The organism is Enterococcus sp. BWT-B8 (assembly GCF_020567625.1).
Taxonomy (GTDB): domain Bacteria; phylum Bacillota; class Bacilli; order Lactobacillales; family Enterococcaceae; genus Enterococcus_L.
On sequence record NZ_JAJDJV010000005.1, the window covers coordinates 175,500 to 186,639 of the forward strand.

Here is an 11,140-nt window from a genome sequence, read left to right on the forward strand (position 1 = left end):
CTGCAATTAAAACACTATGATTTTTCTTCATACACTTTATAACGCAGATCGATGCTTTCCTGATACTATCAGTTTAGTGCAGAAACACCTGTCAAAATTCCGTGTTTTTTCCGTCAATAGATTTCCAATTCATCTGCAATCGTCTGGAAAAAAAGATTTCTCAGTTCGTAGGCCTTTGTTTTACTGACAAAGATTTTTTGCTGCTGGATGAGCCCAGCCAATGTATAGTATGAATACTTCTTCATATACAGCTCCTGAATAATCACTCTAGTATTTTCATCTGCTTCTTCAAGCGCTTCTGCAATTACGCGTTTGTTTCGTTCAAGCGCATATAAACGTTTATCCTGTTCGATCGTAATCATCAAATTATCTTGAACATGGTACCCCGCTCTTGTCCCCTTGATTCCTGCATTCAAGTCACTTTCTCTATGAGGATAACGAAGTTCTTCTTCCCGTTGTTTTATGTACTCATCTGTTTTGTAGTAATCCCCCAAAATATCCTTAATATAATTAAATGTTGACTTTCTCACAGCCTTCTCCTCCTCACCTAAATAATTGTTTCTCCCAGCTCCTGAACCCGACGAACAATCGCTTCATCTTCCATCCAGCTGTCATCCACTATAAGCTGATAAATCCGTGCCATCTTTTTAGCTGTTTCCGGATTTTTAATAATTACTTCCTCCGGTTCAAAATTATTGACGGTCATTAGATAAAACAGATTAATCCCCAACAGTTCCTGTATATGAAGAAGCTTGGTCAGTGTAGGATTCATTTTCCCGGCAGCAGCTAGTCCTGCATTGGCACCCATTAATTTTTTCCAGGAAATGCCTCTCGTTTGTCTGTATTCATCAATTGCTTTCCAAAAATCTTCTATCGTCTTAATTTGTTCCATTTCTCTTCCCTCATCTCAATAATTATTGGTTTTATATAATCGTTCATAGTTTATAAAAGTACGACTGGCCAAATTAATTTCAAAGAAACTCGTATTGCTGCTGAGTGTCCGATGCCCTCCTGTTCAAATGATCATCCAGTCTTTCCGCTGTAGAAATTTACTACTTTCATTTTTCTGGATTATCCGCTGGTATATCCTGCTTTTCTATTCTTTCAATAAATTGCCGGATTCTGATTAATGGCTCATAAATGTGATACCAGTAATCTGCTGCAGCCTTTCCTTGTAGTAGTCCTTCTTCTCTTTCTATTGCTCTACTCGTTTTAGAAATAATTTGCTTATCAGCGACCGTCAAGTTTTCTTGATTTTTGATGTAAAAAAAATAATCTGCTATCTCACTGTTTTCAATTTTTAGTACGTCACAAATTGTGGCAATCTCAGATTGTCTGAAAAATATACCCTCGTTTATCCGTCTGTACCAGCACTCTCCATTCATCTGAATACGCTGAAGAAATTCACCAGATGAGTCAAAACTCTGAGCGGCTTTCTTTTCCAGTCTTCCATAATCAAATTTTAACTGCTGCAAGTTATTCCCTCCATTTCACTCTAAATACAAATCAAGTTTTATTGACAAACAGAAGTTTAACATCAAAAAAAATGGTTGTCAAGAAAAACTGAATTATATTGAAAATCTCTTGCTTTAAAGTCCAGTTTTCTTTATAATCCACTATAGGAGGTAGTAAAAATGAAAAAAGTTTCATTTGCTCAACGCTTGCGGCAGGCACTCGAAATGCGAAATATGAAACAAATCACGCTTTCTAAAAAAAGCGGCGTATCTCGTGCTCTGATCAGTGCCTATTTAAAAGGTGATTATGAAGCAAAACAAGACAAGATCTTTTTGCTTGCAAAAGCATTGGATGTTAACGAAACCTGGCTGATGGGCTATGAAGATATCTCGGCAGAGCGGTCTGATGAAATAAAATCTGAGGACCTGTTGATGGAGGCTGCGAGTGATTTCCTACTTGGCAATTCCAATAAGCATAATGACTTGATGAAAAAAATAGCATTGCTTGATGATAAAGACTTAATCGTTGTTGAGAATCTGGTTGATTCTCTGCTAAAAATAAAAGATTGAGAAACTATTTTATTAGAGAGTTTGGGACGGAAATAAAGTTCCAAACTCTCTTCATATCTAAACCTGAATAAACGGCGGGACAAAAGCAAATCCTTCACCGAGTAGGTAACAGGACTTCATCTACTCTGCTAAAGCAATCCTAGTGAAGCCTGTCAACTCTCGTATGTTTCATACGCAGAAGTTGATGGGATCGAAGCGCAGCGGAGTGTATCCATTCTCAGCTATTCATTCTATGAATAGTGTTCCTTAACTATTTTTGGATATTCCTTTTTAATTCTCGGAGCTGATCGCTTTTGACCCGACCTCATTTTGTGTACTTAAGGCTTCATTTTTTAGTTACTTCAGCTGATCTGATAATTTCTATAAATACAACTTACTTTTCAGAGCCAAAAAATAGTTTGTTTTCTATTATCTCCTAATGTATTCTGAGTGACTCAATCTTTCTTTTCTGACTTAATTTTTACCAGCAGCAGCATCTTATACACCCTTTCCAGCAGAGCTGCATTGGAAATTTCCTGAATCAGAACACAAATCTCTTTCTTGTAATCCACCATGCAAACGTCCCTTTCTTTTCCCTTTTTTTGGGTCTGGTTAAAAGACAGGACGAATCCTACAAATGATACCTCCTCTCTTAAGAACAATACATTCAACTTCCCACTTGCGTAATTTACAATTACGTTTTATAATAGATTCAAGAGGAATAGAGTAATCACCAGTTACAAAAACTATTCTATCATGTAACTAATAATTACGCAACTGCTTTTAATTATTTCTTAAAAGTAAATGTTATTCACCAATAATTGAGGAAAACAGTACCTTAAAAAAGAGAAGAAGCTTTTAATCTGTTGCGTTTGCTTCCTGTTCTATCAGGCACTCCAGATGCAGAGATTACACGGAAGCCTGTGAAAGACTTCTTCAAAATTGAATAGAGGAGAAAAAATTATGGGTTCTTTAGCTTCGAGAATTAAAGAATTACGAACCGCCAATAAAATGTCTCAACAAGAACTTGCAGACATTCTCGGTATGAAAAGAGAAAACATTTCAAATTATGAACGAGGCACCATCACAAATGTCCCCAGTGAAGTTCTTGACAAGCTGGCGGACCACTTTCAGGTATCCATTGACTATTTATTGGGTCGAACAGACTCGCTTGATGAGTCAGCTGTTGATGAAGAATACGCAGATTTGCTGATGATGTTCAGAAAGGGTGAGAAGGTCGTCGGTGAGGCAAAGAAGGAACAGTACAAAAAACAAGTTAAGAGCTTAATGAGCTATATCGCCCAATCGATGAATGAAGATGAAAACGAAAACGATTAGGAGTTTTGTATGATGGACGAGGCTGTAAATATTCGCTATATTTTAACAAATTTATTGATTAACCAGTATATTTTAAAACATAATCTGGAGCCTGCCAGCTATACCTTTGATATGTTTGTATCTGATTATTTAAAAAGAGAACGAATTGCTGTCGATACTAACATTCCTGCGATTGAAGAGGAGTTTTTTCTTGGAGTAACTGTTAAGAAAAAGAATAAGATAAAAATATTTATCAATCCGCGTATCTCTAAAAACCGGTTTAATTTCAGTATGTGTCACGAGGTAAGCCATTGTCATTATGATGTATCAAAAACAGAAATCTCTCAAACTTTTTTTAACATGGATGAGAATCCAACTTATTATAATGAGAATGAATTATTCATTGAAGAGCTGGCTAATTTGGCAGCCGGCATCATCATGCTGCCGGACATCACCTTACTGAAAAAGCTGCATACAAAAAAATCCTTTCATACAATTGCAGAAGAAGCAAAAATGAGCCGTGCAGCCTTATGGAAAAGAATGGTAAACTTTGGTCAGATCAAATGTGATATGAATGAAGGTTTGGCACACGATTCTGCCACCCGATTTCAGACAATGGGAAACAGGGAGGTCTACCATAAATTTATGTCCACCTGGGGCTCTAATATCGAAAATCAGATTATCATGGATTTCGAAAACAGTTTGTAGTCACTGAAAAAAACAGCCTAAACTGTTTTTTTCAGTACTTATATTAAAATAGACCACACACGTTCAGCTCAATGCTGGCAGTGTGTGGTCTATTTTAGTATTCTATCTTATTTATTTTGTACCAAACAAACGGTCCCCGGCATCGCCCAGTCCAGGCACGATGTAGCCTTGATCATTTAATTTTTCATCCAGCGCTGCAGTATAGATATCAATGTCCGAATGTGCTTCCTGCAATGCTTTAACACCTTCCGGAGCTGCAACCAGACAGACAAACTTGATGTTGCTGCCGCCGCGTTCTTTCAGTGAGTCAATAGCCATAATAGCAGAACCGCCTGTTGCCAGCATCGGATCTACAACAAAGAGCTGACGTGCATCAATATCTTCAGGCATTTTCACAAAATATTCTACAGGTTCCAGAGTATCATGATCCCGGTACATCCCTACATGTCCAACTTTTGCTGCAGGAATCAATTCCAAGATACCGTCCACCATTCCAATTCCAGCTCTTAAAATAGGCACGATCGCCACTTTTTTACCAGACAGAGTCTTTTGAGTCGTTTTACACATTGGTGTTTCAATAACAACATCTTCCAATGGCATATCTCTGGAAACCTCATACGCCATTAACATGGCAATTTCGTTGACAACTTCGCGAAAGACTTTTGTTCCGCAGTCTTTGTCCCGGATGATTGTTAATTTGTGTTGAATCAGAGGATGATCAATTACTTGAAATTTTCCCATTTTCTATCTCCTAACTATTCATTTTCTTTTACTATTGTAAAACAAAAAGAGGCGCCGGTCAAAACAAATTCTCCATTCTGCCCTATGCTTTGAAATGCGATTTACAACAGTTGAATAGCTTTTGAATCAGGTCGGTAAAATCTACAAAAAAAATTTTACAACTATTCTTTATTCCTTCTATTTATTCAAAATTTTACTCTTCCTTCAGACCTTCTTCAGTTTATTCTTCATACTCATCCTCATCAAGAGTAGGTAGTTCAATCATTGTTACAGCTTCTTTTCCAACAGACAAAAGAGATGAGACCAACAGATCCAACTCTTCTACAGGGGAAAGAACTGCCTCTATAACCATCGCCAAGTTTAGTCCCGAGATAACCCGCATGTTTTCTTTCATTCCCATTGCCATCATGGCAACATTACATGGCGTTCCTCCTTTTAAATCAGCTATCACCAGAACCGGAGCATCTCCTGCTTCATTTAAAAGAACTGTAAGCTTCTCCTGAGTTCCTGCCATTCCATCTTGCTCCTGCATGGATACAGCAGCTATATCAGCAAGCTCTCCAACAATCATTTTTGCTGACTGATAGGTCTCATAGGCCATCTTTCCATGGCTCATTAGTATTAGTTTAGGTTTCACTGTCCGTGCCTCTCTATTTACATATTTCCGGGATATATAAATCTCAGATGATTGATTCGTTCGAATATTTTTAAATAATTATCTTTCCGCTCTGGTCAGGATTTTTTTTGCAGCTCATTAATTGCTTGAGCAATCCGGTCATTGTTTTCTTTCAGCGACTGTTCACTTTCAGACAAACTCCTACCGGTTTCGATCATAACGATTGCAGCTGCTACATGATTCTCAGCTTTTCTTAAATATTGTTCTGCCGTTTCAGCGTCACTACCTGTTGCTTCTCTAATAATTGAGATGGAACGCTGAATTAATTTCAAGTTGGTTGGTTGTACATTCACCATCAAATTTTGATAAACTTTACCGGCTTTAATCATTACGCCTGTAGACAGCATATTCAAGATCATTTTCTGTGCAGTACCGGCCTTCATCCTTGTTGACCCAGTAATTATTTCCGGTCCAACAACAGCCGCAATACCTATTTGAGCAAGCTGATTCATCACACCGTCTTTATTACAGGTAACTGAGACTGTCAATGCACCTAGTTGATTTCCATATTCAACAGCAGATATCGCATAAGGAGTTCTGCCGCTGGCTGCTATGGCTATGACTACATCCTGATCCGTTAACTGATGACTCTTCAAATCGTTAACTGCCAGTTCTTTTGAGTCTTCTGCTCCTTCAACAGCTTCGTACATAGCTTCTTTTCCTCCCGCAAGAATACCAAAAGCCTGTTTAGGAGAAACACTGTAAGTAGGTGTCAGTTCAATTGCATCCAAGGTACCTAATCTTCCTGATGTGCCGGCACCGCAGTATATCAATCTGCCGCCTTTTTTAAACCGCTCGGCTATTAAATCAATTGCCTTCGCAATCTCCGGCAAAGCTTTTTCAACTGCTTCCGCTACTTTTTTATCTTCATTATTAATAATTTTGACCATCTCAGCAGTTGTCAAACGATCAATATGCTGACTATTTGGATTTCTGGTTTCTGTTGTCAATTGATTTATTTCCATCATTCCATTACCCTTCCTTCAAGCTACTTACCAATGTATTGGTTCCAATCATTCGTTCTGCAAGATCTTCATCAATATGATCCTGGATAAATCCAAGGTATAAAATATCACCTACAGCCATAGAGGAAGAAATTGAGGAAATGGCTCCTACTCGAACTAGGTGTTCATTAGCCGGTACCAGCAGAAGAATGTCACTTAATTTCTGAATTCGTTCTCCATCATTTCTTGTAATAAAAATAATGGGTGTCTGATTCGTCTTTGCAATTTCACATGCCAATAATACTTCTTTACTTAAACCACTGTATGACACAGCAATCAACACATCTTTTTCAGTCGAATAATTTAAAAATTCCAGATTCATATGCGGATCAAAATTAAACATCGCCTTTTTCCCTGCGCGATTAAATTTATGATAAAGATCATACGTAGTCAGTGAAGAAGCACCAATCCCAACCAGATAAATTTCACGAGCCTTCCTTATCTTTTTAACTGCCTTTTCCACTTCATTTTTATCAAGAGAATACATCAGCTCATCAAGAGTGGTGCTCACCAGCGCAGTAACTTTCTTACACAGTTGCTCTACTGAATCCTCTTTAGAAATAATCGGATCTATATTTTTCTTATTATTTTCTCCGCCCTGGGAAGCAGCAATAGATATCTTTAATTCATCTAATCCCTCGTATTCAATGGATCGTGCAAAGCGTGTAACCGAAGCTGGGGATGTCTGACTATGCATCGCAATTTCACTGGCTGTCATTTTTAATAACTCTGAAGGATTTTTCAAAATAAGATCTGCAATTCTTCTGTTTACTTTCGAAAAATTCTTGTATTTTTGTTTAATTAGTGTGACTGCATCCATATTCAGACACCCTCTCCTTCTATTTAATAAAATTTAAGATTGACTCATCTGATTCTGAAGGAATCATTTGTGCCGTTATTTTTATTTTATCTTCAACTAAACGCTGAATAATTTTTACATCTTCATCTGTCAAAGCAACTGATTTTTTTATCGGTCTGCTGTTTGGTTTTTGAGAAATGTTACCTACATTAAATGATGTCAATTGGACACCATGATCGATCAAATATGCCATATCAGGTATATCTTTTGTTATCAGAAAAACTTTTTCTTCATTATAATTACCAGCCGTTATTTTTTCTACAGCCTTTCTTTTTGACAGAATAGACAACTTTACTCCTGCCGGCTTTGCCATTTTTAAAGCTCCAATTTGCATTTGATCTTTAACAGCAGAATCACTAACTACCATAATCCTTTGTGCACCCAGACTATTTGTCCAGACAGTTGCAACCTGACCGTGAATCAGTCGTTCATCTACTCGTGCATGAATAATCGGCATAATAAAACTTCCTTTCCCTTTGATCCTTTATTTTTTAGATAAGTCCGCCAATCCAGTTAAACATTCCCTGAAGATTTCCTAATACCATCCCCAAGAGAATCAGCACAAAAATCAACCTGGTAGAATTCATTTTCTTTTTCCCCAACAGCCAATAGGACAACCCCACAATAGACAAGGGTACTAATGCAGGCAATATTTTATCCAGCATTTCCTGAATGGACAGAGTAACTTCGCCCATTTTATAGGTTATATCCAGTTTATAATTGATAACTGCAGGAATCAACCCGCCGACAACAGTTAATCCTAAAATAGCCGCTGCATCAGTAAACATTTTCATCTTATCTGCGAATTCCGTTGCCAGTCGTTTCCCCTGATTATACCCCAGATAGGTAAACTTATAACGAACCCCTATCACCGCTGTTCCTGCAATTAAAGGGATTAGAAGTCCAAAAGCCTGCCCTCCCTGTGCTAAATAAGCAGCGATAGAAAATACGATAGCCCGATAGATAGCAATAAAAATAGTATCCCCCACACCGGCAAACGGACCCATCAAGCCTGTTTTAAGTCCAGTAATTGCCATATCATCTTCAATACCGATTTCTTCTTCCAAAGCCATATTTGCCCCTATAATTAAATTGGACATAGCAGGTGTCGTGTTAAAAAAACCGAGATGTGTCTTCAACGCCTTTTTCATTTTTTCCTGATCATTTTTATAAAAGCGCTTCAGAGCCGGCATAATAACATAACAATAGCCCAATCCCTGCATTTTTTCATAGTTCCATCCCCATTGAAATCCAAACAAATTACGGACAAAGACTTTATTGATATCTTTTTTTGTTAATTTCTCAGTCATCAATTTCTACCTCCTCATCATCTTCATAGATCACGGAACCAGATGTTGCGATTGAACGATTATTTTGATTCATAACATAAAGTGCCGCTAAAGCCAAACCAACCAATGCTACTCCAAGAACAGAAAACAGTTCAGCGAAGTATGCCATTAGGACAAAACCGATAATGAAATACGGCCAATATTTTTTTATTGGAAGATAGCGCATCAGGATAGCGATACCCATTGCCGGTAAAATCGCTCCAGCTGCTTTTAACCCATTCATTACCCATACTGGGATTAATTCGTTGATCACATTAACAACTTGCTCTCCAAAAGCCAGACCAATAAATACTGGAATCACTCGAGAAATCGTCCATGGGAAAATACCCAATATATTACAGCGCTCTACGCCCTTATAATTACCTTCTTCTGCGTATTTATCCGCTTTATGCTGGAAGAATGTATTTGTCATTCGCCCCAAAATGTCAAGCTGTGTCAACAGAAGTCCAATAGGAACTGCAACACCGATTCCATACTCCGCACCTTTTCCTGAAAGGATCGCATACGCTGTACCCATGATAGCCCCTGAAAGAAAATCCGGGACTGTAGCACCTCCGTAAGTAGCAACTCCTAAAGTCATCAACTGCAACGTCGCACCGATTTCCAGACCAGTCTTTAAATCCCCCATCATCAATCCTGTAACAGCAGCAGCAAACAATGGGGTATATGGGCCGATTTGAATTGAGATTTGATCTAATACCCCTACAGCAGTGTATAAACATAAAATCAGAATAATACCAAATGATATTTCCATTCTCTTTTCCTCCTTGTATACGTTTTCTATTTGGTGATATAACTATACCATCTATGAAATAATATTTCAAGTTATAAGAAAAAAATACTTTTAATGAAATTTCGTTTCCAAAAATATATTTCATGTTATAATAGAAAAAAAGAAAGGAATACTATTATGAGAGTCCTTATCATCTACTTTATTACGATCTTTCTATCAAACACAGTTGGTGCTGCTTCTGGAATGGGCGGCGGTGTGATTATTAAACCGGTTCTGGATTTCATTGGACTTCATTCTTTAAGTGCCATAGCCTTTTATTCCAGCACAGCAGTATTCACCATGTCTGTTTCTTCAACTTATAAACAGCTGAAAAACGGAGTTCAAATTAATTTGAGAGATGCATTAAGTATTTCAGCCGGTTCACTGATTGGAGGAGTTCTGGGAGATTATGTATTGAGCTTTCTATTAAAATTTTTTCAAGCAGATAGGCAAGTACAAATTATTCAAAATATCTTTATGATTGTGACTTTGGTTTTGGTTCTGCTTTATAATCAGCGAGGGAAAATACAGTTTAAATTATCTGGAATATTCCCATTCTTTATTGTGGGAATCACCTTAGGCATGCTTTCCACATTTCTGGGAATCGGAGGCGGACCGATTAATGTAGCTGCACTTATTTTATTCTTTGGTATGGAAATCAAACTGGCAACTGTGTATTCCATTATTACTATCTTTTTCTCCCAAATTGCCAAACTGTCAGCAATCGGATTAACCACTGGCTTTCATGTTTATGATCTGACTATTCTCTGGGTAGTCATTCCGGCTGCGTTACTAGGCGGGTATGCCGGCGGTCTATTAAGTGAAAAATTAACAGACCAACAAGTTAAAAAGCTGTACAGCCTAATTATTTTGCTGGTGCTGGTTATCAATGGATACAATTTGTATATGGCAGCCGGTCTCAAATAAATGACAAGGACCTGTGATAAACACTCATCAGATAAGTACACTGAGTACTGTCTCAGAGCTGAAAAACTACAAAAAGAGAATCTCCGTCATCAAACAGATTTGTTGATGACGGAGATTCTCTCCAGTTTTCCTGCTGAGCAATTCCTGAAAATTTATTCAGAAGCTGTTTCTGCATCCGCAACTAGATAGCGTTCAAGCATATTCTTCGTCAGCTCTTTGCCATGATGACAAATCGGACAAAGCATATAATATGTTGAAGATGTCGTAAATAATGGAATCCAGAAAAGTGTAAATTTTCTGCCAACCTGTTTTGCCTGCATTACCACATCGTTATTACAATTTCCACAGGTACAACGAACAACTGTCTCACCTAAATCCTTTTCAAATCCTCTTGAACCCCATACAATGAACATAGCTTTTCCTCTTTTCGTTTTTCTCCTTTTTAGATTATCAAAATTTCTCCAGATAATCTTTCTCTATTATACCTGTTAGCAGTACAAAAAAGAAACTTAATTTTGCATACAGAAATGAATATTTCTGAACAATCTCCTGAATTTAAAACCATATAGAGCAGTGAACCTCTCCAAAAGCACTGAGTCCCGGAGAAGAATCAACTGTCGATTCAACGAAATCCGGTTTCTTGTCTATTGGTGAAATTGAAAAGAGTTTGGGACAGAATCAAAGTTCCAAACTCTCTTCATATCTAAACCCGAATAAACGGCGGTACAAAAGCAAAAATTCTTTTTGCGACGAGTAACCGCAGGAGCAACTCCTTCGGAATTAA

At 37.6% G+C, this 11,140-nt stretch carries 15 protein-coding genes; 4 read left to right on the plus strand and 11 right to left on the minus strand.

The features are described 5' to 3' along the window. Window positions 1–113: 113 nt before the first annotated feature. From LI951_RS07090 to LI951_RS07100, 3 genes are all read right to left on the minus strand, one after another. Window positions 114–530, minus strand: coding sequence for a transcriptional regulator (locus LI951_RS07090; RefSeq protein WP_229441705.1), 417 nt, complete (start codon window positions 528–530; stop codon window positions 114–116). A gap of 17 nt (window positions 531–547) precedes the next feature. Continuing rightward, window positions 548–892 carry a hypothetical protein gene (locus tag LI951_RS07095; protein ID WP_229441706.1) on the minus strand — a complete coding sequence of 115 codons (345 nt, stop codon included), beginning with the start codon at window positions 890–892 and terminating at the stop codon, window positions 548–550. A 166-nt stretch (window positions 893–1,058) separates the two neighbouring features. Then, window positions 1,059–1,475, minus strand: a complete 417-nt coding sequence (locus LI951_RS07100; RefSeq protein WP_229441707.1) for a hypothetical protein — start codon at window positions 1,473–1,475, stop codon at window positions 1,059–1,061. A 159-nt stretch (window positions 1,476–1,634) separates the two neighbouring features. Between LI951_RS07100 and LI951_RS07105 the strand changes: the two genes are divergently transcribed. The 3 genes from LI951_RS07105 to LI951_RS07115 all read left to right on the plus strand — a co-directional run bounded on the left by LI951_RS07105 (window position 1,635) and on the right by LI951_RS07115 (window position 4,028). Next, window positions 1,635–2,024, plus strand: a complete 390-nt coding sequence (locus LI951_RS07105) for a helix-turn-helix domain-containing protein (protein WP_202064593.1) — start codon at window positions 1,635–1,637, stop codon at window positions 2,022–2,024. Window positions 2,025–2,966: 942 nt separating this feature from the next. Then, a complete protein-coding gene (locus tag LI951_RS07110; RefSeq protein WP_229441708.1) occupies window positions 2,967–3,341 on the plus strand; it encodes a helix-turn-helix domain-containing protein in 375 nt (124 codons plus the stop codon). 9 nt (window positions 3,342–3,350) lie between these two features. Further along, window positions 3,351–4,028, plus strand: coding sequence for an ImmA/IrrE family metallo-endopeptidase (locus LI951_RS07115; protein WP_229441709.1), 678 nt, complete (start codon window positions 3,351–3,353; stop codon window positions 4,026–4,028). 111 nt (window positions 4,029–4,139) lie between these two features. Here LI951_RS07115 and upp read toward each other — a convergent pair whose 3' ends face one another. The 7 genes from upp to LI951_RS07150 all read right to left on the minus strand — a co-directional run bounded on the left by upp (window position 4,140) and on the right by LI951_RS07150 (window position 9,411). Further along, entirely contained in the window at window positions 4,140–4,769 is a 630-nt protein-coding gene (gene upp / locus LI951_RS07120) for a uracil phosphoribosyltransferase (protein WP_229441710.1), read from the minus strand. A 220-nt stretch (window positions 4,770–4,989) separates the two neighbouring features. Then, entirely contained in the window at window positions 4,990–5,406 is a 417-nt protein-coding gene (locus LI951_RS07125) for a PTS sugar transporter subunit IIA (protein ID WP_229441711.1), read from the minus strand. 95 nt (window positions 5,407–5,501) lie between these two features. Beyond that, a complete protein-coding gene (gene murQ / locus LI951_RS07130) occupies window positions 5,502–6,410 on the minus strand; it encodes an N-acetylmuramic acid 6-phosphate etherase (RefSeq protein ID WP_229441720.1) in 909 nt (302 codons plus the stop codon). A gap of 7 nt (window positions 6,411–6,417) precedes the next feature. Continuing rightward, entirely contained in the window at window positions 6,418–7,269 is an 852-nt protein-coding gene (locus LI951_RS07135) for a MurR/RpiR family transcriptional regulator (protein WP_229441712.1), read from the minus strand. A gap of 19 nt (window positions 7,270–7,288) precedes the next feature. Beyond that, window positions 7,289–7,765 carry a PTS system mannose/fructose/N-acetylgalactosamine-transporter subunit IIB gene (locus tag LI951_RS07140; protein WP_229441713.1) on the minus strand — a complete coding sequence of 159 codons (477 nt, stop codon included), beginning with the start codon at window positions 7,763–7,765 and terminating at the stop codon, window positions 7,289–7,291. A 34-nt stretch (window positions 7,766–7,799) separates the two neighbouring features. Further along, window positions 7,800–8,618, minus strand: coding sequence for a PTS system mannose/fructose/sorbose family transporter subunit IID (locus LI951_RS07145; protein ID WP_229441714.1), 819 nt, complete (start codon window positions 8,616–8,618; stop codon window positions 7,800–7,802). Next, the gene (locus LI951_RS07150; protein ID WP_229441715.1) at window positions 8,611–9,411 is read right to left on the minus strand and encodes a PTS mannose/fructose/sorbose/N-acetylgalactosamine transporter subunit IIC; all 801 of its coding nucleotides are present in this window, start codon (window positions 9,409–9,411) and stop codon (window positions 8,611–8,613) included. The genes LI951_RS07145 and LI951_RS07150 overlap by 8 nt, the downstream gene beginning before the upstream one ends. Before the next feature lie 156 nt (window positions 9,412–9,567). On the opposite strand from LI951_RS07150, the gene LI951_RS07155 reads away from it, so the two are divergent. Further along, complete coding sequence (locus LI951_RS07155; protein ID WP_229441716.1) at window positions 9,568–10,356, plus strand: sulfite exporter TauE/SafE family protein; 789 nt, start codon at window positions 9,568–9,570, stop codon at window positions 10,354–10,356. Window positions 10,357–10,508: 152 nt separating this feature from the next. On the opposite strand, the gene LI951_RS07160 is transcribed toward LI951_RS07155, so the two are convergent. Beyond that, window positions 10,509–10,769, minus strand: coding sequence for a zinc-ribbon domain-containing protein (locus LI951_RS07160; RefSeq protein ID WP_229441717.1), 261 nt, complete (start codon window positions 10,767–10,769; stop codon window positions 10,509–10,511). Window positions 10,770–11,140 lie beyond the last annotated feature (371 nt).

What these genes read in the sequence shown, in the direction of transcription:
- LI951_RS07095 (WP_229441706.1), bottom strand. Translation starts at nt 892, where the DNA reads ATGGAACAAATTAAGACGATAGAAGATTTTTGGAAAGCAATTGATGAA.
- LI951_RS07150 (WP_229441715.1), bottom strand. Translation starts at nt 9,411, where the DNA reads ATGGAAATATCATTTGGTATTATTCTGATTTTATGTTTATACACTGCT.
- LI951_RS07140 (WP_229441713.1), bottom strand. Translation starts at nt 7,765, where the DNA reads ATGCCGATTATTCATGCACGAGTAGATGAACGACTGATTCACGGTCAG.
- LI951_RS07135 (WP_229441712.1), bottom strand. Translation starts at nt 7,269, where the DNA reads ATGGATGCAGTCACACTAATTAAACAAAAATACAAGAATTTTTCGAAA.
- LI951_RS07105 (WP_202064593.1), top strand. Translation starts at nt 1,635, where the DNA reads ATGAAAAAAGTTTCATTTGCTCAACGCTTGCGGCAGGCACTCGAAATG.
- LI951_RS07115 (WP_229441709.1), top strand. Translation starts at nt 3,351, where the DNA reads ATGATGGACGAGGCTGTAAATATTCGCTATATTTTAACAAATTTATTG.
- upp (WP_229441710.1), bottom strand. Translation starts at nt 4,769, where the DNA reads ATGGGAAAATTTCAAGTAATTGATCATCCTCTGATTCAACACAAATTA.
- LI951_RS07160 (WP_229441717.1), bottom strand. Translation starts at nt 10,769, where the DNA reads ATGTTCATTGTATGGGGTTCAAGAGGATTTGAAAAGGATTTAGGTGAG.
- murQ (WP_229441720.1), bottom strand. Translation starts at nt 6,410, where the DNA reads ATGGAAATAAATCAATTGACAACAGAAACCAGAAATCCAAATAGTCAG.
- LI951_RS07145 (WP_229441714.1), bottom strand. Translation starts at nt 8,618, where the DNA reads ATGACTGAGAAATTAACAAAAAAAGATATCAATAAAGTCTTTGTCCGT.
- LI951_RS07155 (WP_229441716.1), top strand. Translation starts at nt 9,568, where the DNA reads ATGAGAGTCCTTATCATCTACTTTATTACGATCTTTCTATCAAACACA.
- LI951_RS07110 (WP_229441708.1), top strand. Translation starts at nt 2,967, where the DNA reads ATGGGTTCTTTAGCTTCGAGAATTAAAGAATTACGAACCGCCAATAAA.